This is a genomic window from Amycolatopsis vancoresmycina (assembly GCF_000716785.1).
GTDB classification, from domain to species: domain Bacteria; phylum Actinomycetota; class Actinomycetes; order Mycobacteriales; family Pseudonocardiaceae; genus Amycolatopsis; species Amycolatopsis vancoresmycina.
Genome location: NZ_JNYY01000002.1, coordinates 464,640 through 491,033 on the forward strand (window position 1 = coordinate 464,640; position 26,394 = coordinate 491,033).

Annotated in this window: 24 protein-coding genes; 13 read left to right on the top strand and 11 right to left on the bottom strand. The window is 68.8% G+C overall.

All coding sequences use genetic code 11. The features are described 5' to 3' along the window. The first annotated feature begins 92 nt into the window (after window positions 1-92). Genes OO60_RS07720 through OO60_RS07730 form a run of 3 tightly spaced genes read left to right on the top strand, consistent with a single transcriptional unit; the run spans window position 93 to window position 2,601 of the window. Complete coding sequence (locus OO60_RS07720; RefSeq protein WP_205624090.1) at window positions 93-749, top strand: SCP2 sterol-binding domain-containing protein; 657 nt, start codon at window positions 93-95, stop codon at window positions 747-749. Window positions 750-805: 56 nt separating this feature from the next. Next, window positions 806-1,357, top strand: coding sequence for an SCP2 sterol-binding domain-containing protein (locus tag OO60_RS07725; RefSeq protein WP_003058014.1), 552 nt, complete (start codon window positions 806-808; stop codon window positions 1,355-1,357). 53 nt (window positions 1,358-1,410) lie between these two features. Beyond that, window positions 1,411-2,601, top strand: coding sequence for a YDG/SRA domain-containing protein (locus tag OO60_RS07730; protein WP_156081297.1), 1,191 nt, complete (start codon window positions 1,411-1,413; stop codon window positions 2,599-2,601). On the opposite strand, the gene OO60_RS07735 is transcribed toward OO60_RS07730, so the two are convergent. Further along, window positions 2,602-3,066, bottom strand: coding sequence for an FxsA family protein (locus OO60_RS07735; RefSeq protein ID WP_003058016.1), 465 nt, complete (start codon window positions 3,064-3,066; stop codon window positions 2,602-2,604). It lies immediately after the preceding gene. A 442-nt stretch (window positions 3,067-3,508) separates the two neighbouring features. On the opposite strand from OO60_RS07735, the gene OO60_RS46350 reads away from it, so the two are divergent. Both OO60_RS46350 and OO60_RS48395 read left to right on the top strand, forming a co-directional pair. Then, entirely contained in the window at window positions 3,509-4,375 is an 867-nt protein-coding gene (locus OO60_RS46350; RefSeq protein WP_155848813.1) for a hypothetical protein, read from the top strand. Between the two features lie 97 nt (window positions 4,376-4,472). Further along, window positions 4,473-4,802: a helix-turn-helix domain-containing protein gene (locus tag OO60_RS48395; RefSeq protein ID WP_420835531.1), complete on the top strand. Its 330-nt coding sequence runs from the start codon at window positions 4,473-4,475 to the stop codon at window positions 4,800-4,802. A gap of 80 nt (window positions 4,803-4,882) precedes the next feature. On the opposite strand, the gene OO60_RS07740 is transcribed toward OO60_RS48395, so the two are convergent. The 5 genes from OO60_RS07740 to pdhA all read right to left on the bottom strand — a co-directional run bounded on the left by OO60_RS07740 (window position 4,883) and on the right by pdhA (window position 11,100). Beyond that, a complete protein-coding gene (locus OO60_RS07740) occupies window positions 4,883-6,829 on the bottom strand; it encodes an ABC transporter ATP-binding protein (RefSeq protein WP_051767649.1) in 1,947 nt (648 codons plus the stop codon). Window positions 6,830-6,849: 20 nt separating this feature from the next. Further along, window positions 6,850-7,440, bottom strand: coding sequence for a TetR/AcrR family transcriptional regulator (locus OO60_RS07745; RefSeq protein WP_003058020.1), 591 nt, complete (start codon window positions 7,438-7,440; stop codon window positions 6,850-6,852). Window positions 7,441-7,563: 123 nt separating this feature from the next. Beyond that, window positions 7,564-8,886 (bottom strand): dihydrolipoamide acetyltransferase family protein, encoded by a 1,323-nt coding sequence (locus tag OO60_RS07750; protein ID WP_033261073.1) that lies wholly within the window; start codon window positions 8,884-8,886, stop codon window positions 7,564-7,566. A gap of 16 nt (window positions 8,887-8,902) precedes the next feature. Further along, window positions 8,903-9,895 (bottom strand): alpha-ketoacid dehydrogenase subunit beta, encoded by a 993-nt coding sequence (locus OO60_RS07755; RefSeq protein WP_003058023.1) that lies wholly within the window; start codon window positions 9,893-9,895, stop codon window positions 8,903-8,905. Beyond that, complete coding sequence (pdhA, locus tag OO60_RS07760; RefSeq protein WP_003058024.1) at window positions 9,895-11,100, bottom strand: pyruvate dehydrogenase (acetyl-transferring) E1 component subunit alpha; 1,206 nt, start codon at window positions 11,098-11,100, stop codon at window positions 9,895-9,897. The genes OO60_RS07755 and pdhA overlap by 1 nt, the downstream gene beginning before the upstream one ends. A gap of 371 nt (window positions 11,101-11,471) precedes the next feature. Between pdhA and OO60_RS07765 the strand changes: the two genes are divergently transcribed. Then, window positions 11,472-12,893, top strand: coding sequence for a M20/M25/M40 family metallo-hydrolase (locus tag OO60_RS07765; protein WP_003058026.1), 1,422 nt, complete (start codon window positions 11,472-11,474; stop codon window positions 12,891-12,893). On the opposite strand, the gene OO60_RS07770 is transcribed toward OO60_RS07765, so the two are convergent. Continuing rightward, window positions 12,890-13,450, bottom strand: coding sequence for a TetR/AcrR family transcriptional regulator (locus OO60_RS07770; protein ID WP_003058028.1), 561 nt, complete (start codon window positions 13,448-13,450; stop codon window positions 12,890-12,892). The two genes, OO60_RS07765 and OO60_RS07770, sit on opposite strands and share 4 nt — an antisense overlap. Window positions 13,451-13,531: 81 nt before the next feature. Here OO60_RS07770 and OO60_RS07775 point away from each other — a divergent pair, with 81 nt between their 5' ends. Then, a complete protein-coding gene (locus OO60_RS07775) occupies window positions 13,532-14,536 on the top strand; it encodes a saccharopine dehydrogenase family protein (RefSeq protein WP_003058030.1) in 1,005 nt (334 codons plus the stop codon). On the opposite strand, the gene OO60_RS07780 is transcribed toward OO60_RS07775, so the two are convergent. Genes OO60_RS07780 through OO60_RS07790 form a run of 3 tightly spaced genes read right to left on the bottom strand, consistent with a single transcriptional unit; the run spans window position 14,533 to window position 17,988 of the window. Continuing rightward, window positions 14,533-15,375 carry a transglutaminase family protein gene (locus OO60_RS07780; protein ID WP_003058032.1) on the bottom strand — a complete coding sequence of 281 codons (843 nt, stop codon included), beginning with the start codon at window positions 15,373-15,375 and terminating at the stop codon, window positions 14,533-14,535. The genes OO60_RS07775 and OO60_RS07780 overlap by 4 nt on opposite strands. Continuing rightward, window positions 15,372-16,319, bottom strand: coding sequence for an alpha-E domain-containing protein (locus tag OO60_RS07785; protein ID WP_003058034.1), 948 nt, complete (start codon window positions 16,317-16,319; stop codon window positions 15,372-15,374). The genes OO60_RS07780 and OO60_RS07785 overlap by 4 nt, the downstream gene beginning before the upstream one ends. 10 nt (window positions 16,320-16,329) lie before the next feature. Beyond that, window positions 16,330-17,988, bottom strand: coding sequence for a circularly permuted type 2 ATP-grasp protein (locus tag OO60_RS07790; protein WP_033261074.1), 1,659 nt, complete (start codon window positions 17,986-17,988; stop codon window positions 16,330-16,332). 138 nt (window positions 17,989-18,126) lie between these two features. Between OO60_RS07790 and OO60_RS07795 the strand changes: the two genes are divergently transcribed. From OO60_RS07795 to OO60_RS07810, 4 genes are read left to right on the top strand one after another with little or no spacing between them, the layout of a single operon-like run. Then, window positions 18,127-19,065, top strand: a complete 939-nt coding sequence (locus OO60_RS07795) for an ABC transporter substrate-binding protein (RefSeq protein WP_003058036.1) — start codon at window positions 18,127-18,129, stop codon at window positions 19,063-19,065. A gap of 15 nt (window positions 19,066-19,080) precedes the next feature. After that, entirely contained in the window at window positions 19,081-20,013 is a 933-nt protein-coding gene (locus OO60_RS07800) for an amino acid ABC transporter permease (protein WP_003058037.1), read from the top strand. Continuing rightward, on the top strand, window positions 20,010-20,783 hold the full coding sequence (locus OO60_RS07805) for an amino acid ABC transporter ATP-binding protein (RefSeq protein ID WP_003058038.1): 774 nt from the start codon (window positions 20,010-20,012) through the stop codon (window positions 20,781-20,783). Before OO60_RS07800 ends, OO60_RS07805 begins: the two co-directional genes overlap by 4 nt. A 55-nt stretch (window positions 20,784-20,838) precedes the next feature. Continuing rightward, entirely contained in the window at window positions 20,839-23,142 is a 2,304-nt protein-coding gene (locus OO60_RS07810) for a hypothetical protein (RefSeq protein WP_003058039.1), read from the top strand. A 373-nt stretch (window positions 23,143-23,515) separates the two neighbouring features. On the opposite strand, the gene OO60_RS07815 is transcribed toward OO60_RS07810, so the two are convergent. Beyond that, complete coding sequence (locus tag OO60_RS07815; RefSeq protein WP_033261075.1) at window positions 23,516-24,091, bottom strand: hypothetical protein; 576 nt, start codon at window positions 24,089-24,091, stop codon at window positions 23,516-23,518. A gap of 153 nt (window positions 24,092-24,244) precedes the next feature. On the opposite strand from OO60_RS07815, the gene OO60_RS07820 reads away from it, so the two are divergent. Both OO60_RS07820 and OO60_RS07825 read left to right on the top strand, forming a co-directional pair. Continuing rightward, complete coding sequence (locus OO60_RS07820) at window positions 24,245-26,059, top strand: NHL domain-containing thioredoxin family protein (RefSeq protein WP_003058041.1); 1,815 nt, start codon at window positions 24,245-24,247, stop codon at window positions 26,057-26,059. A 1-nt stretch (window position 26,060) separates the two neighbouring features. Beyond that, window positions 26,061-26,393, top strand: a complete 333-nt coding sequence (locus OO60_RS07825) for a GroES family chaperonin (RefSeq protein WP_003058043.1) — start codon at window positions 26,061-26,063, stop codon at window positions 26,391-26,393. Window position 26,394: the final 1 nt, after the last annotated feature.

The following is a 26,394-nucleotide window of genomic DNA, read 5'->3' on the forward strand; positions in this document are numbered from 1 at the left end:
GGGCGTTGCCACGCGCGGGTGATTTCGGCACGCTTGCCCGCGTACCTACTGACGGGTAGCCTTACGCATGAGTAACTGGGAGAGGGGTGACCATGGCCGACAACACGGGAATGACCAGCGCCGATCGGATCGCGGAGCTCCGCGGGGCACCGCTGCTCGACGCGCTGGAGCGCCTCGACCCGCTCAGCCCCGAGGCCCACGCCCTCAACGTCAACGAGCTCGCCCTAGACCCCGGCGACCTCCGCAAGGACGACTTCCGCCGTCTCTTGAACGCCCTGGTGAGGCTGGCCGCCCAGGCCCCGGCGTTCGACCTGAGCAAGGTCGAACCGGCCCGGTTCGCCTCTTTGGTCGCCTCGGCATCGCGCGCGCAGCTGGAGAGCGTCGTCGCCGACCGAGCCCTGCGCGAGCGCCTCCTGGACGAGATCTTCGCCCGCATGGGCGCCCACATCCGCCCCGACCGAGCCCGCAACCTGCAGGCGGTGGTCCACTGGCGCCTGTCAGGCGGAGCCGGCGAAGGCGGCTTCGACCGCTACGAGACGGCGATTTCGCATGGTTCGTGCACGGTGAGCCGCGAGATGAACTCGTCTCCGCGAGTCACGATCACCATCGCACCGGCCGACTTCTTCAGGTTGATCACCCACCAGGCAACCCCGGCGGTGTTGTTCGTCACGGGAAGAATCAAAGTCAAAGGCGACCTGGCCTTCGCGGCGGGGTTGATCGGATTCTTCGACCTCCCCCACCCCGTATAGTCCGGCTTGTGCCCCGAAAACCGAAATGGCGCCGCCCCGTTCGCGGCGGCCACGCGGTGAACGCGTTCGCGGAGAAGCTGGTCATCGGGCGCTTGTCGGCCGCCCAGTTCATCCAGGTCCTGGAAACCCTCCACATGCTGGGTTCCGCGGGCGCGGGCATCGAGCTGAGCTCCCTGTCGACGGACGTGCTGGTCGACGTGGTCCGCCGAGCCTCCCGCGAACAGCTGAAGGCAATCGCATCCCATCCGGAGCTGCGCTCGGTGTTCCTGGACGAGATATTCCGCAGGATGTCAGAGCATTTCTCACCAGGCCGCGCACGCCACGTGGATTTCGTCGTTTCCTGGCGCTTTTCCGAGGGCTCCGGCGAGGACGGCTTCGACCGCTTCCAGACGGTGATCGAAGACGGGATATGCGTTTCCTCGACGGACTTGTCGAGGACCCCGGACACAACGATCACGTTGTCGGTGGACGACTTCATCCGCATGGCAACCGGTAACGCGGCCGTGGCAGCGATGTTCGTGACGGGGAGGGTGAAGGTGAAGGGCGAGTACGCACCGGCGGTCCGGTTCTCGAGCTACTTCGACATCCCCAAGCCGTCCGTGGACTAGCTGTCCCGGCTGGGTGACACCAAACTGTGGTTGTCCCACCTTAGAGTGGTCCCATGAGTCTCGCCGACGTGGACCTGGAGCACGTTCTCAAAGCCATCGAGGAGTTCAACGACCTCGGTCGCGAAGCATTTCTCCGCAAGTACGGCTTTGGCCCTGCGCGCCAGTACGTCGTGGTCTACGGCGGGGACACCTATGACTCGAAGGCGCTTCTCGGGGCAGCGCACGGGTATGCAACCGGGCGAGCCTTGACCGCGGCCGAGTTCAGCGGTGGATTGCAAACCGTCGTGGCCCGGCTCACTGCCCTGGGCTTCGACTTCCGAGACCGCAACGTGCCGCTGGCCGAGGCCGATGGCTTTGGGGAGATCTCCGGCTACCCGGAAGGATCGGAATTCGCTAGTCGAGCTGAAGTGGCCGCGTGTGGCGTTCACCGCGCGCTGCAGGCGGGCATCGTCGGTACCGGTAAGACGGGTGCCGAGTCCATCGTTTCGTCAGGCGGGTATAGAGATGACGACGATCAGGGGGACGAATTACTCTACAGCGGCCACGGTGGTCGAGACAGTCGGGGTCGACAAGTTGAGGATCAGACCTTCGAAGCACCGGGGAACGCTGCACTCCGGACTAGTTGGAAGACGGGCGCGCTCGTCCGAGTCGTGCGGGGAGCTGATAAGAATTCGCCGCATGCTCCCGACGCAGGCTACCGGTACGACGGCCTGTTTCGTGTGGTCGATGCGGTGATGTTGCCGGGCCGCGATCGGCATCTGATTTGCCGGTTTCGCATGGTCAAGATGAGGACCGGCGTTGACATCACCTTCGCCCCACAGGGCTTCGTACTGTCGCCGAAGCCGTATCACGCGGAGGCCCCTGAGGGCAGCGTGCAGCCTGGCCGCAAAATGGTCGTTACGCAGCGCACCGTTCGCTCGACTGAGGTCGTGGAGTACGTGAAGGGGATGTATGATCACACATGCCAAATCTGTGGTGTGCGCCTCTCGGTCGGCGACGGTCGGGCCTACTCCGAAGGCGCGCACATCAAGGCGCTTGGCGGTCTTCACCGCGGCCCGGACTTGCCGCCCAACGTGCTCTGCCTGTGCCCGAATTGCCACGTGCAGTTCGACCGCGGCGCGATCGTTATCGCCGCCGACCGAACGATCATCCGTGAGGGTAAGGCCGTGGGGCTACTGACGGTGCGTGAAGCTCACAACATTGGCTCTGAGTTCCTTGAGTATCACCGGTCGGTGCATTCGTAGTCAGTTCTCGACGATCCGACCCTCGATCACCGTCGGCTGGTCCGGTCGGCGGGGCTCCGAGACCACCTCGCTGTCCATCGCCATCACCGGCCCTCGCCGGCGGTTCGCAAACCGCACCGCTCGCTTCTTCATCCGCCGCAACCACCACCGGCGAGCTACCGCGCGCGAAGGCGGCAAGATCAGCAGCAACCCCAGCACATCGCTGACGAACCCGGGCACCAGGATCAGCACCCCACCCAGCCCGACCAGCATCCCGTCGGTCAGTTCCTTCTCCGCCGGCCGGCCGGATCGGGCCGCGGCCGCGAACGCCCGCATCGCCTTGGCGCCCTCGCGGCGGGCCAGCCACGACCCCAGGAACGCTCCCGCCAGCAGGAGGCCCAGCGTGCCGAGCACGCCCACGGCCGAGCCCACCGCCCAGATCGCGGCGATCTCGGCGATGACATAAAGCAGGAACGCGACAGCCATATCCGCCCAACGAACGAGCCGCCCGATTTGCTCCCGGCCTCGGTCGTCAGCACGACGTAGTGCGGTGTCGCGGCGCACTGGTCGGATGGCCGGGAGACACTGCTAGTGACGTTGGTTGAGTCGTCTGTCAGACACTGCAGCGTGTCGCAAAGGTACAGGTCAAGGCTGCAGGCAGACCCTGCTCGATGGATGATCAGGCTATACGAACGACCTGCTATAGACGATGGCTGGATACCGAACGGGGCGCTCTTGCGTGTCGGTCGCGGATGCCCAAGGCGAGCACCCAGCTCTCTTAGAAGAGAACTCGATCGGGTGGTCATGCACGGCTGTCTCAGCGTGTTGACCAACTTGGATATCGACCGCGAGTACGTTACCCCTGCCTTGTACACATCAGGGTACGGGCGAGCTGTATGGCGGCAACCTAGTGATGGGTGGTGATTTTATGAACGATCCGGCTCAGGTGCTGGACATGTCGGCGACCAGCTGGGGGGCAGAAGGTTTTGTATCCCAGGTGCAGCTGATGGATCCGCAGATGGCAGCGGAAATTCTTCGCTACAACGAAGGAAATAGAAAACTAGATCGCTCGACTGTTGAACTTTATGCGGGTGCCATGAAGCGCGGCGAGTGGAAGCTTTCGCATCAAGGAGTCGCGATTGATGATCGTGGCAACTTGCTAGATGGGCAGCATCGGCTGGCTGCGGTGGTTAGATCCGGCGTGTCGGTTCCTATGCTGGTGGTCAGAGGTGTTGACCGGGACTCCTTCAGTGTTGTTGATACCGGTAAGCGTCGCAGTGCGAGTGATAGTCTGAAGATTATCGGTGCGGCAGATGTGCTGAACTTGGCCGCATCTCTCCGCTACCTGTGCCTTTATGACACTTTGCCGGGCGATGTTGCGTGGACTGGTCCTAAGGCGAGGCTGACGAATGACCAGGTGCTTGAGTTGCATGAGCAGCACCCTGGAATGCTGGACTGTGTTAGGCGCGCGAGGCCTGTCGCTGGCGCGATTGGCATCATCACATCAGCGTGCGCAGCCGCGATTTACGTGACGCGCCGCGCTGCGTCCGACATGGATCAGAGTGAGTGGTTCGCTGGTGTCATCTCTGGGGCGAACCTTGATGAGGAAGATCCGCGGCTGAGATTCCGCAACTTCTTTATCAACGGTCGAGCCCAAGGTGGACGGCGCCGTATGGATGCGCGTGAGCACGTTGCAATCTATATAAAGGCATGGAATGACTGGGTCAAGGGCGAAAAGCGCCAATACCTATCGTTTCGTAAGGGAGAATCCATGCCGAAGCCAGTTGCTTCGTAGCGAAGAAGCGCCGGGTGGAGATTGGAGGTCTCCACCCGGCGCTGGGTGATTAGCCATCGAACAGGCCGGGACCTATTCTGGACTCTGGTAACCCAGAATGGACTCTAACCCGGTATGGAATTTTTTGCAATCTCAGTCACGTGATGAGTGGGTTGTGGCAGGAAGGGTTAGATTGTCGCACGTTCGAGAAGTCTCCACTGAGACTCGAGAAAAAGTGGTTTTGGGCTACTTTGCCGGGAAGATCACGGTATCCGATGCTGCGCGTCTGCATCGGGTAGCTCAAAAAGAGGTGCGCTCATGGATTGCTGAGTACATGGAGGGTGGTAGGCATCGCCTGGAGAAGGGTGCTCCAGTTCGTGAGCGCTCCGAGTTCCGTGCGGAGATCGAGCACTTGAAAGTCGTGTTGAGCTCGTACGGCCAGCACTAGTAGGTCGTCCTGGCGGAAGTGCTCAGCTCGATGACGCGCTGAGCGCTTCCGCCAGGACGCCATAGGCTCGCCGATTGTAACTAGCTCGGCACCTCGTCCAAGTACGCCTGCGCCTGCAGCGTGAACAGCTCGGCGTACCCCGCCTTCGCCGCCATCAGCTCCTCGTGCGTGCCGTACTCCGCGACCTTCCCGTGGTCCAGCAGGAGGATCCGCTCCGCCTGCCGCACCGTCGAGAACCGGTGCGAGATGTACAGCGTCGTCCGGCCTTCGGACAACGACCGCAGCCGTGCGAACAGGTCGTGCTCGGCCTGGGCGTCCAGCGCCGAAGTCGGCTCGTCCAGGATCAGGATCGGCGCCTCGCGCTGGAACGCCCTGGCCAGCGCGATCTTCTGCCACTCGCCGCCGGACAGGGAGACGCCCTGGTCGAACCACCTGCCCAGCGGGCTGTCGTAGCCGGACGGCAGCCGCTCGATGCGCTCGTCCGCGCCGGCTCGGCGGGCCGAATCCTCGATGTGCGGGCGGTCCTCCAGGCGGCCCAGGTCGCCGAGGCCGATGTTCTCTGCCGCCGTTCCCTGGTACGTCACGTAGTCCTGGAACATCGCGCTGATCCGCGTGCGCAGCTCGTCCGGGTCGTACTCGCGGATGTCGACGCCGTCCAGGAGGATGCGGCCGTCCGTCGGGTCGTACAGCCGGCAGAGGAGCTTGAACAGCGTCGACTTGCCCGCGCCGTTGCGGCCCACCACCGCCACCGTCTCGCCCGGGCGGATCTCGAAGCTGACGTCCTCCAGCGCCGGCTCCTCCGCCCCCGGATAGGCAAAGGTCACCGAGTCGAACTCGATGTGACCCTCCACAGTGGACGGCATGGGCCGCGGCGAAGGCGGCGCCGTGATCTCCGGTTTCGTGTCCAGGAAGCGGTACAGCGTGTCCAGGTAGAGGTTGTTCTCGTACATCCCCGAAAACGCTGTGAACAGCCCGGACACCGACGTCTGCACGGACGTCGCCGCGGCCGTGTACAACGCCAGGTCGCCGAGCGTGAGCCGCCCGCCGACCGCCTCCAGGGCGATGTACAGCGCGATCGCCGAGCCTGCGAGCGTGCTCAACAGACCCCAGGACGTCGAGCTGACGTTGCGGTTGATCGTCAGCTTCCGCTGCCGCTCGTACGACACCATGCCGAGCCGGCGGAAGCGGTCGACGAAGTACGGGCCGAGCCCGAACAGCTTCGTCTCCTTGGCGTACGTGTCCGTCGTGACCAGCGACGACAGGTAGTCCATCCGCCGCTTGATCGGCGACATCAGGAACGTCAGCCAGAACGCGCGCGAGCCGTACTTGGACTGCGAGATGAACGCCGGGATCGGCGCCACCAGCGCGACTAGCGCCAGCAGCGGGCTGATCGAAACGAGGAGCGCGATCATGCTGCCGAACGTGATCAGCGTCCGCACCAGCCCCAGCGCGGAGTTCATCATCGACAGCGGCCGCGTCGGCGCCTCCTGCGCGGCCTGGCGCAGCATGTCGTAGGACGCCGACCCCTCGAAGTACGCCAGGTGCAGTTCGCTCGCGTGCGCCATCACCTGGTGGCGGATGGTCAGCGTCATGCGTTCCTGCAGCAGCGACTGCGCGATCGACGTCATGGCGCTGCTGATCGCGGTCGCCGCGAGCACGCCGAACTGGAACAGCGCGACGTTCACGATGTCGCCGGTGGTGCCCTTGCCCTGGATCGCCGCGACGACGGCGTCGAGCAGCAGCTTCGCGACGTACGCGGTCACGGTCGGCAGCAGCCCCGACAACAGCGTGATCAGCGCCAGGAGGATCGTCAGGACCGGGCTCGCCTGCCAGGTCAGCTTGACGACCTTCGGCAGGCCGCGGACCGTGCCCGCGACAGACGTCTTGGCGCGCGACAGCCGCGAGCGCAGGTCCTTCGGCTGGTCGTCCTGCTTCGGTTCCGGGATGTCGACGGGCCCGGTGAGCCCGCTCTCCGGCACGGTCACGGCGTGCCGCCGTCTTCCTCGCCGAGCCAGCATGAACTCCATGCCGCCCCCACCGCCCGGGATCACTTGGCCTCCACGGCGCCGTGCAGGAAGACGTCGACCACCTGGCGCGTGGTGGGCGCGTCGTCGTCCGCGGCCATCGGGCGGCCGCCGAAGAGCAGGGCCAGGAACAGGGCGGCGAGCTGCTCGGGTGGCAGCCGCAGCTGGTCCTTCTCGGGCGTGAACAGCTCGACGATCGCCCCGCGCATGGCGGTCATCGACTCGCGGCGGCCGTTCTTCCAGGAGCCGCGGCGGTCCTTCAGCCGCTGCTCGGGGTCACGCAGCTTGTGCCGGCCGGACGCGTGCAGGGCGCCCATCAGCGCGCCCATCCGCTCGAGGTGCGCGCCGAGTGCTTCGGCGGCTTCGACGAGCCGGTCGGTCAGGGGCTGGTCCAGGGGGATGTCGGCGATCGCGTCGAGCGCGTGGTCGGGCCGCAGCGCTTCGGCGGTGCAGGCGTCGAACAGCTCGTCCTTGTCCTTGAACGCGCGGAAGATGGTGCCCTCGCCGATCCCGGCGGCGCGGGCGATCTGGCTGGTGGTGACGTTGGTGCCGTGCTCCATCAGGAGCGGCAGCACCGCGTGCACGATCATGGCGCGCCGGGCTTCGACGCTCATGCCCGGCGCTCTTCGCCGGGTCTCGGGTGCTGGTGTCATGTCACCAGTGTGCGGAGTGAGTGCTCACTCCGTCAAATGGGTAAAAGTGAAGGCCGCCCGAAAGCGGCCCTCACCTGGAGAAACTCAGTACGTCATGGCCATCGCCGGGTCGGCCAAGAGGGCGCCGACGTCGGCCAGGAACTCCGAACCCTGCTGGCCGTCGACCACGCGGTGGTCGAAGCTCAGCGACAGCTGGAGCACCTTCCGGACCTTGATCTCGCCGTCGACCACCCACGGCTGGTCCTTGATCGCGCCGAGGCACAGGATCGCGGACTCCCCCGGGTTGATGATCGGCGTTCCCGTGTCGACGCCGAACACGCCCACGTTGGTGATCGTGATCGTGCCGTTCGCCATGTCCGCCGGGGACGTCTTGCCTTCGCGAGCCGTCTCGGTGAGCGCCGTCAGGGCGTTCGCCAGCTCCTTCAGCGACATCGAGTCGGCGTCGCGGACCTTCGGCACGATCAGGCCCCGCGGGGTGGCCGCGGCGATCCCGAGGTGCACGTAGTCCTTGTAGACGATCTCCTGCGCCGCTTCGTCCCAGACCGCGTTGACGTCCGGGGTGCGCTTCGCCGCCAGGCACACGGCCTTGGCCGCGAACGTCAGCGGCGTGACCTTGACCCCGGCGAACTCCCGCGACTTCTTCAGCTTCTCGCGGAACTCCATCATCGGCGTGACGTCGATGGTCAGGAACTCTGTGACGTGCGGAGCGGTGTACGCGCTCTGCACCATCGCGGCCGCGGTGGCCTTGCGGACGCCCTTGATCGGGACGCGCCGCTCCCGCGACCCGCTGTCCACAGCGGGTGCGACTGGAGTCCCGTTTGCGGCGCGCTCGACATCATCACGCGTGATGACGCCGCCGGACGCGGTGCCGGTCAGCGCGTGCAGATCGACGCCGAGGTCCTTCGCGAGCTTCCGCACCGGCGGCTTCGCCAGCGGGACGTACCCACCGCGCGGAGCAGCCGGGGCAGGCGCAACCGGGGCAGGAACCGGAGGAGCGGCGACCGCAGCAGCCGGAGCGGGAGCGGCCGGAGCAGCACCCTTCCGGGCCCGCCGCTGCGTGACCACGGCCTTGGAGCCGTACCCGACCAGCGGCTTCATCTCCTCTTCCGCCTCGGCGGGCGCGGGAGCAGCAGCGGTAGGCGCGGGAGCGGCCGCGCCGCCGGGGTCGATGTCGATGGTGAGGATCGGCGTGCCGACCTCCACCGTCTGGCCCGGCTCGACGTGCAGTTCCGTGACGACCCCGGCCCACGGGATCGGCAGCTCGACGGCGGCCTTCGCGGTCTCGATCTCGACCACGATCTGGTTCACCGTCACGGTGTCGCCTGGCTTGACGTGCCAGGACAGGATGTCGGCTTCGGTCAGCCCCTCCGCCGTGTCGGCCAAGGGGAACTGTTTGAACGTAGGCATTGCGCGGAAATCCCCCTTACCAGTTGAGCGAGCGGTCGACGGCGTGCAGCACCCGGTCGAGGTCGGGGAGGTAGTGCTCCTCGAGCTTGGCCGGCGGGTACGGCGTGTCGAACCCGGTCACCCGGAGGACGGGCGCTTCCAGCGAGTAGAAGCACTCCTGCTGGACGCGCGCGGCGATCTCCGACGTCAGCGACGACTCCGACGGCGCCTCCGACAGCGCGATCAGCCGTCCGGTCTTGCGCACCGACTCGAACACCGGGCCGAGATCCAGCGGCGAGAGCGTGCGCAGGTCGATGACCTCGAGGGACTTGCCTTCGTCCTCGGCCGCGGCGGCCGCGTCGAGGGCGACCTTCACCGATGGTCCGTACGCGACGACCGTCGCCGTCGTGCCTTCGCGGACGACCTGCGACGAAAAGCACGGGACCGGCGTTCCGGCTACATCGATCTCCGCGCGCAGCGCGCCCGAGTGGTACAGCCGCTTCGGCTCGAAGAACAGCACCGGGTCGTCGGACTTGATCGCCTGCTGGATGCCCCAATAGGCGTCGACGGCGTTCGAGATGGACACGACCTTGAGGCCCGGGATGTGCGCGAACAGCGACTCCGGCGACTCCGAGTGGTGCTCGACCGCGCCGATCCCGCCGCCGAACGGCACCCGGATCACGACCGGCATCTTGATCTTGCCCTGCGTCCGGTAGTGCAGTTTCGCCAGCTGCGACGAGATCTGGTCGAAGCCGGGGAAGATGAAGCCCTCGAACTGGATCTCGCACACCGGCCGGAAGCCGCGCACGGCCAGGCCGACCGCGGTGCCGATGATGCCCGACTCGGCGAGCGGCGTGTCCAGCACGCGCTGCTCGCCGAAGTCCTTCTGCAGGCCGTCGGTGATCCGGAAGACGCCGCCGAGCTTGCCGACGTCCTCGCCCATGATCAGGACCTTGGGGTCCTCTTCCATCGCGCGGCGGAGGCCGAGGTTGAGGGCCTTGCCGATGGTGAGTTTCTGGAGGTCGGTCATCAGTGCTCACCCGCCGAGACGAAGCCGTCGAGGTAGGACAGGAACTCTTCGCGCTGCGCCTCCAGCACCGGGTTGCCCTCGGCGTAGACGTTGCTGAAGATCCGCTCCGGCGGTGGTTCCGGCATGTTGAACGTGTACTCGCGCAGGTCGGCGGCGAAGGCGTCCGCCTCGGCCTGGACGCTGTCGAAGAACGCCTGGTCGGCGCCGCCGCCGCGGGCGAGGAACGCGCGGACGCGCTCGATCGGGTCCTTGAGCTTCCACTCCTCCAGCTCGTCGGAGAGGCGGTAGCGGGTGGGGTCGTCGGTCGTCGTGTGCGCGTCCATCCGGTAGGTGAACGCCTCGATCAGGACCGGGCCGTTGCCGTGGCGGCACTCGTCGAGCGCCCAGCGGGACACCGCGAGGCAGGCCAGGACGTCGTTGCCGTCGACGCGGATGCCGGGGAAGCCGTAGCCGCGGGCGCGCTGGTACAGCGGCAGGCGCGACTGGCGCTCGGTCGGCTCGGAGATCGCCCACTGGTTGTTCTGGCAGAAGAACACCAGCGGCGCGTCGTAGACGGCGGCCCAGACGAAGCCTTCGTGCACGTCACCCTGCGAAGTCGCTCCGTCACCGAAGTAGCAGATGGTGGCTTCGCCGTCGTCGTCGCCGACCTTGCCTTCGAACTTCTGGCCCATCGCGTAGCCGGCGGCGTTGAGCACCTGGTTGCCGATCACGATGGTGTACGGGTGGAAGCCGGTGCCCTGGTAGTCCCAGCCGCTGTGGTCGGTGCAGCGGAAAATGCCCAGCAGGTCCTTCATGTCGACCCCGCGCGTGTACGCGACGCCGTGCTCGCGGTAGCTGGGGAACGCCATGTCGTTCGCCTTGAGGGCGCGGCCGGAGCCGATCTGCGCGGCCTCCTGGCCGAGCAGCGGGACCCAGATGCCCAGCTGGCCCTGGCGCTGCATGGCGTTCGCTTCGCGGTCGGCCCGCCGGACCAGCACCATGTCGCGGTACAGCCCGCGGAGTGCTTCGGCGTCGATGTCGTCGACGTACTTGTCGAACTGGGGCGACGGGACCCGTTCGCCTTCGGGGGTGAGCAGCTGAGTCAGCTCAGCGCCACCTTCGCTCGTCGCTCGCAACCCGGCGATCACCTGCTCGGGGGACGGTTGGGCCGCTACCGCGGCCGGCCCGTCGCCGGGCTCCGGGTGCGTCCACTGTTCGGACGGCATGCGCAGTACTCCTCGGTGTCGGTGCCTCTGGCGGCCGCTTGTGGCGACCACAGCGACTGCACCGGCGGGGACCAGCGCGTCGGGTCCGAAGCGCTCAGTCACCGTCGGCGTTGACGGTTCACGCGGACATCCTGGCACGAAGGCCGCCGCCGTGGTGAGACGCGGTTGCTGATTTGTTGCTGAGAAACCCGTGCTGAACAGGGAAAACGCTTGGAAGCCCGAGCATCGGAACTACGAGAGTTGGGGATCACCGGTAACGCTCACCAGGGTCGTGAGTGGTAAGGCGAGTTCTAACTCGCCTTACCACTCACGAGGCGTGAGGCGGGGTTGTGATGTGCGGCACTGTCGGACCCCCGTGGCACGATGGCGGTGTGGAGCAGAAATCCGTGCGTGAATCCGTCGTGTCGTCGTGGACCAACGACGTCATCCCGAGCCTGTCCGGACTGGTGGCGATCCCCGCCTTGTCCCCGGCCTTCGACGCCGAATGGGCGAAGAGCGGCCACCTGGCCGCCGCCGTCGGCCACGTCCGCGAGTGGATCGCCGGGCGTGACCTGCCCGGCGCCACCCTCGAGGTCGTCCAGCTCGAAGACCGGACCCCGCTGCTGCTCGTCGACGTCCCGGCGACCCCGGGCGCGGCGGACAAGGGCACCGTCCTGATGTACGGCCACCTCGACAAGCAACCCCCGGTGGGCGGCTGGTCCGAGGGCCTCGGCCCGTGGACGCCGGTGATCCGCGACGGCCGCCTGTACGGCCGCGGGTCCGTCGACGACGGCTACTCCGGCTATGCGGCGACGACGGCGATCGAAGCCGTGCACGCGGCCGGCGGCGAGCACGCCCGGATCGTGCTGCTGCTGGAGACCGGCGAGGAGTCCGGCAGCCCCGACCTGCCCGCCTACGTCGAGCACCTGGCCGACCGGATCGGCGACGTCTCGCTGGTGGTCTGCCTCGACGCCGGCGGCAGCGACTACGAGCGGTTGTGGCTGGTCACGAGCCTGCGCGGGATGCTGCACCTCGACGTCACCGTGCAGCTGCTCGGCTCGGCGCAGCACTCCGGCGTCGCCAGCGGCGTCGTCGCGAGCTCGTTCCGGATCCTGCGGCACCTGATCGAACGCCTCGAGGACAGCGCGACCGGCGAGCTGCTGCTGGACGAGCTCAAGGTCGACGTCCCGGCGAACCGGCTGGCGGAGCTCAAGGCCGTCTCGCAGGACTTCCCGGAGGCGCTGTCGAAGGCGTTCCCGCTGGTCGAAGGCGGGCGCGTGATCACGGAAGACGCGCTGGAGCTGATGCTCAACAACGCCTGGCGCCCGACACTGTCGGTGATCGGCGCCGACGGCTTCCCGAAGCCCGCCGACGCCGGCAACGTGCTTCGCGAGAGCACCACGCTCACCCTGAGCTTCCGGCTGCCGCCGACGGCCGACGCCGAGAAGGCGCTCGAAGCCGTGAAGAAGGCCCTGACCACCGACGTCCCGTACGGCGCGAAGGTCACCTTCAGCGACAACCCGCAGGCGGAGAACGGCTGGAACGCGCCGACCGAATCGCCGTGGCTGACGACGGCCCTGCGCACGGTCAGCGACGAGGTGTTCGGCCGCCCCCACCGCGCGACCGGCATGGGTGGCTCGATCCCGTTCATGGGCCTGCTCTCGCGGAAGTTCCCGGCGGCGCAGTTCCTGGTCACCGGGGCGTGCGGGGCCGACTCGAACATCCACGTGCCGGACGAGTGGCTGCACCTGGACTACGCGCAGCAGGTCACCGAGGCCGTCGCGCACATCCTGGACGCGCACGCCCGCGGCTAGCGGCAAGCCGCCCGGAACGCTTCGGCGGCTTCGTCGAGGTAGGCCGGGAACTCGCGGTCACCGCCCGAGTCGATCCAGCGGTCGAAGGCGTCGCCGAGGACGATCGCCGCGACCTGCGCGGCCGGTTTCGCCAGCTCGGGCGGTGTTCCCCGCCGCTCGAGCGCGTCCCGGATCGCCGTCGTGATCGCCGCGCCCTTGCTCCGCTCGCGTTCGCGGAGCTCGGGCGTGGCCGCGATGACCGCCCGGCGTTCGGGCGACGGGTCGACGAGCTGCGTGACCCGCGTGCCGACCTCGGCCAACGCCGTGAGCGCCGTCCTCAACGGTGACTCGCCTTCTTCGGCGGCGAGCACGGCTTCGGCGACGGCGGGCGGCAGCTGCTCCGCGCCCGCGAAAAGGACTTCGCGCTTGTCGGGGAAGTAGCGGAAGTACGAGCGGCGCGTGATCCCGGCGCGCTCGGCGATCTGCGTGATCGTGACGGCGTCGTAGCCGTGCTCGGCGTACAGCTCCAGCGCGGCTTTCCGCAGCCGGTCCGCGGTCCCGGGATCCCATCTGGCCACGCCTCAGCCTAGCTGACGTCTCAGTGTGTCATCACGTGCTAGCCTCGGTGATGACACACTGAGACGTCACTGGAGGAAACCGTGGAGATCTGGGTTCTCGGCGCGCTGGGCCGCACCGGCCGGGCCATCACCGCCGAACTCGAGCGCCGGGGCCTGCCGGGCGTGCTGGTCGGGCGCAACCGGGACGGCCTGGCAGCGACCGGCGCGAATTTCGTCGTCGCCGACGGCGTCGAGGCGATGGCGGCGGAGATCCGGCGGCGGCGGCCGACGGTGGTCATCAACACGATCGGCGAGTACGCCGCCACGGCCCCGGCGCTCGCCCGGGCCTGCCTGCCCGGCGGCCACTACGTGGACATGGCCGCGGACCTCGTCGCCGTCCAGGGGCTGCTGGACCTGCACGACGAGGCCCTGACCGGCGGCAGCACGTTCGTGACCGGCGCCGGGTTCGGCGTCCTGGCCACTGAGGCCGTCGTCGCGAAGCTGTGCGAGGGACGTGACACGCCGAGCCGCGTCCAGGTCGACGCGCTGGCCTCCGTCGCCACCGAAGAAGGGGCCGTGGGAGTCGCGCTGGCCGCCAGCATCGTCGACGCCATGACCGCGGTCTCGGCCCGGGGCGCGAAGCCGCGCACCCTCGTGTTGCCGGACGGCGAGACGGCGAAGGTGGCGGGCATCCCCTCGGGCGAGCTGATCGCCGCCCAGCGCGCGTCCGGCGCCTCGGACGTCACGGTCTTCTCCGGGCTGGCCCCGACCGCTCCGGTGGTCCGGGCCCTGCTCCCGCTGCTCGGCCGGGTGGTGTCGATCCCGGCGGTGCGCCGGTTCGCCGTCCAGCGGCTCGCGGCGGTCCGCACGAAGGCAGCGCCCCGACCCCGCACGCACACGTGGGGGCACGCGGTGGTGACGTGGCCCGACGGCTCGGCCCGGGAAGGCTGGCTGCGCGCGGACGAAGCCATGGATTTCACGGCGGCGGTGGTGGCCGAAACGGCGGCCCGGCTGGCCCGCGGCGAGGGCAAGCCGGGCGCCCACACACCGGCGTCGGCCCTCGGCGCGGAGGTGGCGGAAGCGGCCGGCGGGACCTTCTTGCTCTAGGCCAGCCGGGTCAGGTGCACCGAGACGTCCAAAGTGGACTGACCGCCCCCGGTGAAGATCCCCTTCAACGGCGCCACGTCCGCGTAGTCCCGGCCCATCGCCACCCACACGTGCCGCGGCCCCACCGGGATCGCGTTCGTCGGGTCGTACGCCCACCACCCGCCGGTCCAGACGTCGACCCACGCGTGGGACTCGCCTTCGACCACCTCGCCGAGCTTCGCGTCCGGCTTGGTGTGCAGGTACCCCGACACGTACCGCGCCGGCACGCCGATCGCGCGCAGCATCACCAGCGTCACGTGCGCGAAGTCCTGGCACACGCCTTCACGCGCTTGCCAGGCGTCCGTCGCCGTCGAATGGACGCCGGTGGTGCCCGGCTGGTACTTGAGCTGCTTGTTCACCCACTCGCACACCGCGAGCACCGCGTCCGCCGGGTCCAGGCCCGTCCGCAGCGCGCGGGCCTCCCGCGCCAGCTCGGGGTCGTGCGGGGTGTAGTCGGTCGGGGTCAGGTACTCCGTGCGGTGGTCGACGACCGTCTCGGACCGCAGGTCCTTCCACGACGCCGTGCGGATCGGCTCGGCCTCGTCCGCCGTCTCGACCACCGACGTCGCCAGCACGGCGAACTCCGTGTGCGGTGCGTGGAGGTCGAACGACGTCACGACCGTGCCCCAGTAGTCGGTGTACCGGTAGGCGCGGGTGGCCGGGGTCGTCTCGATGCGCGTCGCGACCGTCGTCTGGCGGCGGTCGGAGCGCGGGGTCAGCCGGGCCTCGTTGTACGACTGCGTCGCCGGTGTCGCGTACCGGTAGCCCGTCCGGTGCGCCACGCGCAGCTGCCACGTCACAGGGAAACCTCCGCGCCGCTCCACGCCACCCACGGCGACGTGCTGAAGTACTGCATCGAGACCGCTTCCCCGATCTCCTTGATCGACGTCTGCAGCGCCCCGAGCCGCCGGGGCAGGTCGGTGAGCAGCTCCGACGGGCGGAGGAACTCGAGCTCGCTGCGGGCCCGGCCGAGTTCGCGCAGGGCCTCGGACTTCTCGTTGCTGCGCGAGCCGCCGCCCGGGTCGAGCCGCTGCAGGCACTCCTCGGCCTGCCGCAGCGCGTGGAACACCGAACGCGGGAACAGCGTGTCGCGCAACAGGAACTGCACCACGCGCCCGGCGTCCAGCGCACCCCGGTACGTCCGCAGGTAGGTGTCCTGCGCGCCGGCCGAGCGCAGCACGGTGATCCAGCCCGGTGACGACGCCCGGTCCGCGACCCGCGAGAGCAGCAGGCGCACGACCATGTCGGCGCGTTCGATCGACCGGCCCAGCACCATGAACAGCCAGCCGTCGTCACGCGACATCGTCGAATCGGCGAGCCCGGCGAACATCGCCGCGCGCTCCTCCACGAACGACAGGAACGCGTGCGGGCCGGCGCGGCGGGCGTAGCGCTGCCGGTCGGGCACCGCGTTCCAGGTCGCGTTCAGGCATTCCCACAGCTCGGTCGAGACGACTTCGCGGGCGCCGCGCGTGTTCTCGCGCGCCGAGTTGATCGAGCCGACGATCGACGCCGGGTTGTCCTTCCCGTACGCCACCAGCTCGGTCAGCTTCCACACGTCGAGGTCCTGCGTGCCCGCCGGGTCGATGCCCAGGACCGCCAGCAGCTGCCGGCTCGCGTGGTCCGGGTCGACGGTCGCGTCCTCCAGCAGCTGGTGGACCGAGACGTTGAGGATGCGGGAGGTGTCGTCGGCGCGTTCGACGTACCGGCCGATCCAGTACAGCGACTCCGCGTTGCGCGCGAGCATGCCGGCCTCCCTAGCTCTGTTGCTGCTGTTGCTGTTGCTGGGACGTCGACAGCTCCGGCCCCTGTTCGGCGGCCAGGCCGTCCACAGTGGACATCACGCCGAGTGCGGGCCGCTCCAGCTCGCGTTCGGCCGTCGACGCCCGGGACGCCAGCACCCACGTGTCCTTGGAGCCGCCGCCCTGCGAGGAGTTCACCACCAGGCTGCCCTCCGGCAGCGCCACCCTGGTCAGCCCGCCGGGCAGCACGAAGATGTCCTTGCCGTCGTTGACGGCGAACGGGCGCAGGTCGACGTGCCGCGGCGCGAGCCGGTCCTCCACCTTCGCGGGGACGGTCGAGAGCTGGACCACCGGCTGCGCGATCCAGCCGCGCCGGTTCGCGCGCACCTTGCGCCGCAGCGACGCCAGCTCGGCCGGGGTCGCCTCCGGCCCGAACACGATCCCGTAGCCGCCGGAGCCCTCGACCGGCTTCACGACCAGCTCGTCGAGGTGGGCCATGACGTGGTCGAACTCGTCCGGCAGCCAGCAGCGGAAGGTGTCCACATTGGGCAGCAGCGGCTTCTCGTTCAGGTAGTACTTCACCATCTCCGGCACGTAGGTGTAGACGAGCTTGTCGTCGCCGACGCCGTTGCCGATGGCGTTCGCGACGACGACGTTGCCCGCCCGGGCCGCGTTCAGCACGCCGGCGACGCCGAGCACGGAGTCCGGCCGGTAGTGCACGGGATCGAGGAACTCGTCGTCGATCCGCCGGTAGATGACGTCGACCTGGCGTTCGCCCTCGGTGGTCCGCAGGTAGACGACGTTGTCGCGGCAGAACATGTCGCGGCCCTCGACCAGCTCGACGCCCATCAGCCGCGCCAGCAGCGAGTGCTCGAAGTACGCCGAGTTGTAGACGCCGGGGGTGAGCACCACGACGGTCGGGTCGGCGACGTTCGCCGCGGCCGCCGCGCGCAGCGCCCGGAGCAGGTGCGACGCGTAGTCGCCGACCGGTCGCACGCGGTGCTGGGCGAACAGGTCCGGGAAGACCCGCGCCATCGTGCGCCGGTTCTCCATCACGTACGACACCCCGGACGGGTTGCGCAGGTTGTCCTCCAGCACGCGGAACGTGCCCTCTTCGTCACGCACGAGGTCCACACCGGACACGTGGATGCGCACGCCGTTCGGCGGGTTGATGCCGAACGCCTCCCGCTGGAAGTGCTCGCACGAGGTGATCAGCCGCCGCGGCAACACGCCGTCGCGCAGGATCTGCCGGTCGCCGTAGACGTCGGCGAGGAACGCCTCCAGCGCGCGGACGCGCTGGGCGACACCGCGCTCGAGCTTCGTCCACTCGGCGGCCTGGATCACCCGCGGGACCAGGTCCAGCGGGAACGGCCGTTCCTGGCCGGACAGCGAAAACGTGATGCCCTGGTCGACCATCGCCCGGTCCAGCGCGAGCGCCCGCGAGTTCAGGTCGTGCGCGTCGAGCGCCGCGATCGACTCGTACAGCGCGCGGTACGGGCCGCGGACCGTGCCGTCGGCCGCGAACATCTCGTCGTAGGCGCCCGCGTGCGGCCGCTCCGGGGAGAGGTAGCCGTCGAACCGGGCCCCCGGCCGGGTGATCCGGCTGGTCGTCGCCTTCCGCGCGCGTCGACCGGACGGGGGCAGCCGGGGCGGGGTGGGGTTCATGGTCGACATCCTCGCTCACCGTGTGCTCCGGACGCGACACTCGCGCGCTGCTCTAAACATCGCTGTAACTTCACGGTGCTGTGCTTTGGTATGGATGAGTGGCAATATGCGTGCTCTCAGAACCTGAGAACTACGAGGAGTGACGACGTGGCCCGAGGAACCCAGCTCAAGGCGATCGCCCTGCTGCCTGCGTTCGCCCTGGTCGGCTTGACCGTGGCGTGCGGCGCGGGAGGGAGCGGCGCGGGCAACGTCGGCTCCAGCACCTCCGCCGCCGCCCCGGGCACCGGATCGGGTGACGTGGGCACGGTCGCCAAGGACGACGCGCTCGCCGCGATGGTCCCCGCCGACGTCAAGTCCGACGGCAAGATCGTGGTCGGCCAGGACCAGAGCTACCCGCCGAACGAGTTCGTCGACGGCGGCAAGCCGGCCGGTTTCGACGTCGACCTCGGCACCGCCATCGGCCAGGTGCTCGGCGTCCAGATGGACTTCCAGAACGCCGCCTTCGACGGCATCATCCCCGGCATCGGCGCCAAGAAGTACGAGCTGGCGATGTCGTCGTTCAGCATCAACGCCGAGCGGCTGCAGTCGGTCGACATGATCTCCTACTACAGCGCGGGCACCTCGCTGGCCGTGCTGAAGGGCAACCCGGACGGCCTCAAGGTCGATGACCTGTGCGGCAAGAAGGTCGCCGTCCAGAAGGGCACCACGCAGGTCGAGGACCTCGACAAGAAGAACGCCGCGTGCACCGGCGCCGGCAAGCCGGCCATCGAGGTCACGCAGCTGCAGGCCCAGACCGACGTCAACCTGGCACTGACCGCCAAGCGCGTCCAGGGCGAACTGGCCGACTCCCCGGTCATCGACTACGCGGTGAAGCAGACCAACGGCCAGCTCGAGTCGGTCGGCACGCCGTACGACACGGCGCCGTACGGCATCGTGCTGCCGAAGAACAGCGGTGACTACGGCAAGGCCGTCCAGGGCGCGATCCAGAAGCTGATCGACAGCGGCGCGTACAAGAAGATCCTCGACAAGTGGGGTCTCAACGCCGCGGGCGCGGTCACCAAGTCGGAGATCAACCCGGCTTCCTGAGATAGGACGTAGTTCGTGAGTTCCTCCGAAGCGCCTCCCGGCGAGGCGCCGATCGAAGCCGAGCCCATCCAGGCCGTCCCGGTGCGCCACTACGGGCGCTGGGTGGCCGGGGTGGTCATCCTCTTCCTCGCGTTCATCGTGGTCCGCAGCGTGATCACGAACGACGCACTGCAGTGGCCGGTCGTCGGGGACTACCTCTTCGACGACCGGGTGCTGCGCGGCCTGCAGAACACCTTGATCCTGACCGTGATCTCGATGCTGATCGGGATCGTCGGCGGCATCCTGCTGGCCGTGATGCGGCTGTCCCCGAACCCGCTGACCTCGGGGGCGGCGGCCATCTACATCTGGCTGTTCCGCGGCACGCCGCTGATCACGCAGCTGGTGATCTGGAACTTCCTGGCGCTGGCCTACCCGCGCCTGGGCCTCGGCATCCCGTTCGGGCCGGAGTTCGTCAGCTGGGACACCAACCAGCTGATCACGCAGTTCACCGCGTCGCTGCTCGGCCTCGGGCTCAACGAGGCCGCGTACATGGCGGAGATCGTGCGCGGCGGCATCCAGTCGGTCGACTCCGGCCAGCTGGAAGCGGCGAGCGCGCTGGGCATGAGCCGGACGAAGACCCTGCGGCGGATCATCCTGCCGCAGGCGATGCGGGTGATCATCCCGCCGACCGGCAACGAGACGATCTCGATGCTGAAGACGACGTCGCTGGTCGTGGCGATCGGGTACTTCGAGCTGATGGTCGCGGTGCAGACCATCTACTCGCAGAACTACAAGACGGTCCCGCTGCTGATCACGGCGGCCGCCTGGTACCTGTTCATGACGTCGGTGCTGACGCTGGTCCAGATCCAGATCGAGAAGCGCTTCGCGCGGGGTACTTCGCGTGACGTGGTCCAGCGACAGGGCTGGGCGTCGCGAATGTTCAGCCGGGGTGGAGGGAACGTCACATGACCCCCGTCGTGTCCGCGCAGCGGATCTACAAGAGCTTCGGCAGCGTCCACGTCCTCAAGGGCATCAACCTCGAGGTGCACGAGCGCGAAGTGCTCTGCCTGATCGGGCCGTCCGGCTCGGGCAAGTCGACGCTGCTGCGCTGCATCAACCACCTCGAGAAGATCGACGCCGGCCGGCTGTACGTCGACGGCGTGCTGGTCGGCTACAAGCAGCGTGGCGACAAGCTGCACGAGCTGCGCGAGAAGGAGGTCGCGTTCCAGCGCAAGGACATCGGCATGGTGTTCCAGCGCTTCAACCTCTTCCCGCACATGACGGCGCTCGAGAACGTCATGGAGGCGCCGATCCAGGTCCGGCGCGAGCCGAAGGCCAAGGTCCGGCAGCGGGCGCACGAGCTGCTGGAGCGCGTCGGCCTCGCCGACAAGGCGAAGAACTACCCGGCGCAGCTGTCCGGCGGGCAGCAGCAGCGGGTCGCGATCGCCAGGGCGCTGGCGATGGAGCCGAAGCTGATGCTGTTCGACGAGCCGACGTCCGCGCTGGACCCGGAGCTCGTCGGCGACGTCCTCGGCGTGATGAAGCAGCTCGCCAAGGACGGCATGACCATGGTCGTCGTCACCCACGAGATGCAGTTCGCGCGCGAGGTGGCGGACAAGGTGCTCTTCATGGACGGCGGCGTCGTCGTCGAAGAAGGGCCGCCCGAGCGGGTCATCGGGAGCCCGCGCGAGGAGCGGACCAAGTCGTTCCTGGCCCGGGTGCTGAACCCGAACGCCTGACGAAACCCGTTCGGGTTCGCTATTTTGAAAGCGGGTGAGGGAGGGGGCCGGCCTTTTGACGACCGAAAGCGTGCTGCCCCCTCTCGACCCGTTCGCGGGCATCCCCGATCGCCGGTACGAGGTCAAGGCCGCCGACCTGCTGAAACCCGGCAACGCGGGCCTGATGCGCTGGCGGCGGCAGGCCACCAACGCCCCGATCGTCTACGTCGAGGACGCCTACATCACCGGGACGCTGGACCTGCGGGCCGCGGACCTGAAGTACCTGTTCCGGTTCGAGCGCTGCCGGTTCGAGCAGCCACCGGACGTGCGCGAGGCGAACCTGCTGGGCCTGGTGTTCCGCAAGTGCTGGCTGCCGGGGCTCAAGGCCCGCAACATGCGCAGCCGCAACGACGTCCGGCTGATCCGCAGCGTCGTGCAGGTCGACGGCGACGTCCGCGAGATCGAGGAGACGACCGTCCAGCGCGGCGACGACCGCGAGCGCGGCATGCCGAACGCCGCGGTCAACCTGACCGACGCGGTGATCGAGGGGTCGATGGTGCTGACCCGCACCGTGATCTCGCACCCGCACGGCAAGGCGATCCAGGCCGACCGGCTGGTGCTGACCGGCGCGTTGCTGGCCTACCGGATGGTCGCGAACGGCGAAGTCCGCCTCCCCGGCCTCCGGACCGGCGGTAACGTCAACTTTTCCGGCGCCACGCTGAACAACCCGGACGGTTTCGCGCTCAACGGCAACGGCCTGCACATCGGCGGCAGCCTGCTGTGCGAGGTGGACAACTACGGGCCGGCCAGCCAGCGCAAACGGTTCTCCGCGACCGGGATCATGTACCTGCCGAGCGCGACGGTCGACAGCGACATCTCGCTGCGCGAAGCCAAGCTGACGGTGTCCCAGCACGGCCCGATCGCCGTCGACGCGTGGAAGTCCAACGACCCGTACCTGGACCCGCGTCCGGCGCTGGTCGCGGACCGGATGCGCGTCGACGGCAACGTCGAGCTGTCCGACGGCCTGCAGGCGCTGGGCACGCTGCGCATGGTCAACGCCCGCATCGGCGGCTCCCTGCGGCTGGCCGGCGCCGAGATCCGCGTCGAGCGCGGCAAGACGGTCCCGTACTACGACCGCGCGCTGCACCTGGACGGCACCGAAATCGGCGGCGACATCGAGGCGACGAGCCTGCGCGTCCCGGCCGGTCAGCTGCGCCTGGCCGACGTCACGGTCGGCGGCAACTTCCTGGCCTGGAACTCGATGTTCCGCCACCCCGGCCGGGACGTGTTCTCCGCCCGCCGGTCGAAGATCGCGGGCAACTTCCAGCTCACGGACGCCACGATCCACGGCACGCTGCGCCTGCAGGGCGTGGACGTCGGCGGCAGCATCAACCTGGCGGGCACCCGCTTGACGGACCCGGGCCGCCGCGCGACCAGCAGCTATTCCCTCGACGTCCGCACCGGCCGGGTCGGCCGCGACCTGACCCTGCGCGACAACAACGGCCGCCCGTTCGTGGCGGAGGGCGGCGTCAACCTGGACGGCGCCCAGGTCGCCCGCCGCGTGGACCTGCGAGGCTCCCAGCTGGGCTCCCTGCCCCCGTTCAACGTGGCCCTCGACGCGGGCGACGTCGCCTCGGACGAGTTCATCCTGACCCCGAGCGCCCCGCCGGCCGGCCGCGTGGTGCTGCGGCGCGCGCACTGCGGCACGTTGAGCGACAACAACCAGTTCTGGGAGGCGTCGGAGGGCATCGAGCTGGAGGACTTCCGCTACGACGCACTGAAGAAGGGAATCCCCCTCGACGACGACCGGGCGCTGGACGAGCGGATCGAGAAGCTGCGCAAGGCCATGCGCGGCTACCGCCCGGGCCCGTACGACCAGCTGGCCCACATGCTGCGCGCGGCGGGGAACGAAGAGCACGCATCGACGGTGGCGTTGCGCAAGCAGCAGTTCAGGTACGAGGCACTGGCCCGCGGCTTCAAGTTCTTCGGCCCCGGGGTCCGGTTGTGGAGCTGGCTCCAGCGATCGATGGTGGGCTACGGCTACCGCCCGGTCCGCGCCCTCGGCTGGCTGCTCACCCTGCTGGTCCTGGGCAGCCTGTGGTTCGGCTTGGGGTCGGACGACTGCATCCACGACAGGTCGGGCCGGGTCGTGGCGAACGGCGAGCGTTGCGTGGTCAACCAGCAGGACACGGGCCTGCAGTGGAACCCGGTGATCTACACGGCGGACCTGCTGGTCCCGATCGTGGACTTCGGCAACAAGTCGAGGTGGTACATGCACGGAACGGACAACTGGGTGGCGGCGGGCTTCACGGCATCGGGCTGGATCCTGGCGTCCACGGTGGCGGCGGGCGTGAGCCGCATGCTGCGCCGGGAGAGCTGAGCAGCCCCCGTTTTCCACGCTAGCGGAGGGGACCGACGAAATCGGGCCCGCCGAGGGCGGTCGGACCCGCCCCACCGCGGCAGGGAATTCAGCCGCGGCAGAGCAAACCCACGGCAAAAGACAAAAGACTGTCCTCGCCGGACGGGCAGGCTCCGGGATGACCACTCGTGCCGCTGTCATCTCCCGTTAGTGAGGTGGGCCGCAAGGTGGTCATCCCGTCGCCTGATTGAGGCCTATCACTTTGAGCCGGGCCCGCAATCGTGCGCTGCCACCCCCGAGTTGCGCTCTGGGTTGCGGGCCCGGCTCAAAGTGATTTGACGGCCTCAGGCGACGGGATGACCACCCTGCTCCTCTATCGGGTAGGCCGTCGGGGCTAGTCGATGAAGCGGGACCAGAACGGTATGTACCGCGGGCCGTCCGGGGGTGCCGTGCTGATTCCGCCCGTCGCGAACTCTCGGTGCAGGTAGTCCCGCAAATCGCTGCCGTACACGATGATGTCCGTCTGGTACACCGACAGCACCGGGTAGCCCACCGTGTCCGGCAGGCCGGGCAGGTACCGGTGCCCGCACACCGGCACCAGCTGTGGCACGTCGGCCAGGCGACGGCGGGCCTCGCGGACCGCGTCCTCCGGGCCTACCGGGCGCGTGCCCCAGTCCGGGAGCCAGAAGCCGTTGTGCTCGACGTCGTACAGCACCCCGTCGACCGGCCATGCCAAACGTTTGCGCAGCTGGTCCGGGTTGCCGCAGCGCCAGTCGGGCCAGCGGTCGCCGATCGGGATGCCGGCGGACAGGAACGTCCGGTGGTCCGCCGCGAAACGGAAGCCGAACCGGCGCTCGACGTCGTCGAGTTCGGTTTCGCTCAGTCCGGGACGCACGGGTTCCCGGAGATTCTCCTGCAGGTGCCGCGCCTCCTCCGGAGTGAGGGCGCCGGCCGGTTGGACTGGGGTCATGAGCCGAGCCTAAGCGGCGGCTCACCCGCACGCCCGTCCTTTTTCAGCCACCCACAAGGGGTGAGTTTGTTCTCTCATCGGGCGGACCGCGGAACAGAGTGTGAACGCGTGTAGTTCACTCATGCCGTGACTTCTCCCCGACCGCAGAGCCGCGTGCGCGCCCCCGAGCTGCGCGGCGACGTCTGGCTGAACACCGGCGGCCGCCCGCTCACCCTCGCCGAGCTGCGTGGCCGCGTCGTGCTGCTGGACTTCTGGACCAGCGGCTGCATCAACTGCCTCCACGTGCTCGACGAGCTGCGCCCGCTCGAGGCGGAGTTCGCGGACGTGCTGGTCACCATCGGTGTCCACTCGCCGAAGTTCCTGCACGAGGGCGAGCGCGCGTCGATCGAAGCCGCGGTCCGCCGCTACGACGTGCACCACCCGGTCGTCAACGACCCGAAGATGGAGCTGTGGTCGCAGTACGCGGTCCGCGCGTGGCCGACGCTGGCGGTCGTCGACCCCGAGGGGTACGTCGTGCACGTCGCCGCCGGCGAAGGTCACGAAGAGGCGCTTCGCCGCGTCATCGCCGACCTGGTCACGAAGCACGAAGCCAAGGGGACGCTGCGCCGCGGCGGCAGCCCGTACGTGCCGGTCGAGGAGCAGGCCACCGAGCTGCGGTTCCCGAGCAAGGCCGTCGCCACGGCCGAGGGCCGCGTGCTGGTCGCCGACACCGGGCACCACGCGATCGTCGAGTTCGCTTCGGACGGCGAGACCGTCATCCGCCGCTTCGGCAGCGGGGAGCGCGGCGGCGAGGACGGCCCGTTCGACATCGCGACCTTCGCCGAGCCGTCCGGCATCGCGCTGCTGCCGTACGACGTCGCCGAGCGTGTCGGCTACCACGCCGTGGTGGCGGACACGGCCGGGCACCGGCTGCGCGGCCTCGACCTGATCACCGGCGAGGTGACGACGGTCGCCGGCACCGGCGCGCAGTGGCGCAGCGGGCCGGATTCCGGCAAGGGTGCCGAGGTCGACCTCACGAGCCCGTGGGACGTCGCCTGGTGGGGCCCGGCCGGCGGGGTCGTCGTCGCCATGGCGGGCAACCACACGCTCAGCGTCTTCGACCCGGTCAGCGGCACGATCCGCCGCTTCGCCGGGACGACCGTCGAAGGCCTCCGCGACGGCGATGTCAGCGAAGCGTTCTTCGCGCAGACGTCCGGCTTGGCCGTGGACGGCGACAAGCTGTGGCTCGTCGACGCGGAGACGTCGGCGCTGCGCTGGATCGAGCCCGACGGCGAGTCGTTCACCGTCCAGACGGCGATCGGCGTGGACTTGTTCTCGTTCGGCCACACCGACGGCCCGGCCGACAAGGCGCTGCTCCAGCACCCGCTGGGCCTGGCCGTGCTGCCCGGCGACAAGGTCGCGATCGCCGACACCTACAACGGCGCGGTCCGCCGCTTCGACGTCTTCACCCGCGAGGTGACCACGATCGCCACCGGGCTCGCCGAGCCGCAGGGCCTGCTGCTGCACGACGGCGAGCTGCTGGTCGTCGAGTCGGCGGGCAACCGGCTCGGCCCGCTGTCGCCGGCCGAGCCGACGGTCGTGGCCGGCGACGCGCACGCCGTGCGCCGCCCGCCGACGGTGCTGGCGCCGGGCGAAATCGACTTTTCGGTCGTGTTCACGGCACCGCCCGGCGAGAAGCTGGACGACCGCTTCGGCCCGTCGACGCGGCTGGAGATCAGCGCGTCACCGCCGTCCCTGCTGGTCGACGGCGGCGGAACGGGCACGGACCTGAGCCGCAAGATCCGCCTCGCGGCGGGAGAGGGCGTGCTGCAGGTGGTCGCGCAGGCGGCGAGCTGCGACAGCGACGGCAGCGAGCACCCGGCCTGCCGGATCACCCGGCAGGACTGGGGCGTGCCGGTGCGGCTCGAAAGCGGCGGAGCGCGCGAGTTGAGTCTGGTCATGGCCGGTGAGCCGCGGCCTGCCGAGTAACATGCAGCCCGTGTCTGCCGGGCCGAAACTCGAAATCCAGATGCTGCACGACCGCGTGCTGGTGCGGCTGTCGCCGGAAGAGGGGGAGCGCCGCAGCAGCGGCGGCATCGTGATCCCCGCGACGGCTCAGGTCGCGCGCCGGCTGGCCTGGGGTGATGTACTGGGCGTGGGCAACAGTGTGCGGAACGTCAAGACAGGCGACCGCGTGCTCTTCAACCCGGAGGACCAGCTCGAGGTCGAGATCCAGGGCGAGGGGCACCTGGTGATGCGCGAACGCGACATCCACGCGGTGGCGACCGAGCGGACCGAACACGGGACGGGCCTCTACCTGTAGG

Coding starts and splice junctions, on each gene's coding strand:
- OO60_RS07720 (WP_205624090.1), top strand. CDS start 93: ATGGCCGACAACACGGGAATGACCAGCGCCGATCGGATCGCGGAGCTC.
- OO60_RS07730 (WP_156081297.1), top strand. CDS start 1,411: ATGAGTCTCGCCGACGTGGACCTGGAGCACGTTCTCAAAGCCATCGAG.
- OO60_RS07735 (WP_003058016.1), bottom strand. CDS start 3,066: ATGGCTGTCGCGTTCCTGCTTTATGTCATCGCCGAGATCGCCGCGATC.
- OO60_RS46350 (WP_155848813.1), top strand. CDS start 3,509: ATGAACGATCCGGCTCAGGTGCTGGACATGTCGGCGACCAGCTGGGGG.
- OO60_RS48395 (WP_420835531.1), top strand. CDS start 4,473: ATGGACTCTAACCCGGTATGGAATTTTTTGCAATCTCAGTCACGTGAT.
- OO60_RS07740 (WP_051767649.1), bottom strand. CDS start 6,829: ATGGAGTTCATGCTGGCTCGGCGAGGAAGACGGCGGCACGCCGTGACC.
- OO60_RS07745 (WP_003058020.1), bottom strand. CDS start 7,440: ATGAGCGTCGAAGCCCGGCGCGCCATGATCGTGCACGCGGTGCTGCCG.
- OO60_RS07750 (WP_033261073.1), bottom strand. CDS start 8,886: ATGCCTACGTTCAAACAGTTCCCCTTGGCCGACACGGCGGAGGGGCTG.
- OO60_RS07755 (WP_003058023.1), bottom strand. CDS start 9,895: ATGACCGACCTCCAGAAACTCACCATCGGCAAGGCCCTCAACCTCGGC.
- pdhA (WP_003058024.1), bottom strand. CDS start 11,100: ATGCCGTCCGAACAGTGGACGCACCCGGAGCCCGGCGACGGGCCGGCC.
- OO60_RS07785 (WP_003058034.1), bottom strand. CDS start 16,319: ATGCTCGCGCGCAACGCGGAGTCGCTGTACTGGATCGGCCGGTACGTC.
- OO60_RS07790 (WP_033261074.1), bottom strand. CDS start 17,988: ATGTCGACCATGAACCCCACCCCGCCCCGGCTGCCCCCGTCCGGTCGA.
- OO60_RS07805 (WP_003058038.1), top strand. CDS start 20,010: ATGACCCCCGTCGTGTCCGCGCAGCGGATCTACAAGAGCTTCGGCAGC.
- OO60_RS07815 (WP_033261075.1), bottom strand. CDS start 24,091: ATGACCCCAGTCCAACCGGCCGGCGCCCTCACTCCGGAGGAGGCGCGG.
- OO60_RS07825 (WP_003058043.1), top strand. CDS start 26,061: ATGCAGCCCGTGTCTGCCGGGCCGAAACTCGAAATCCAGATGCTGCAC.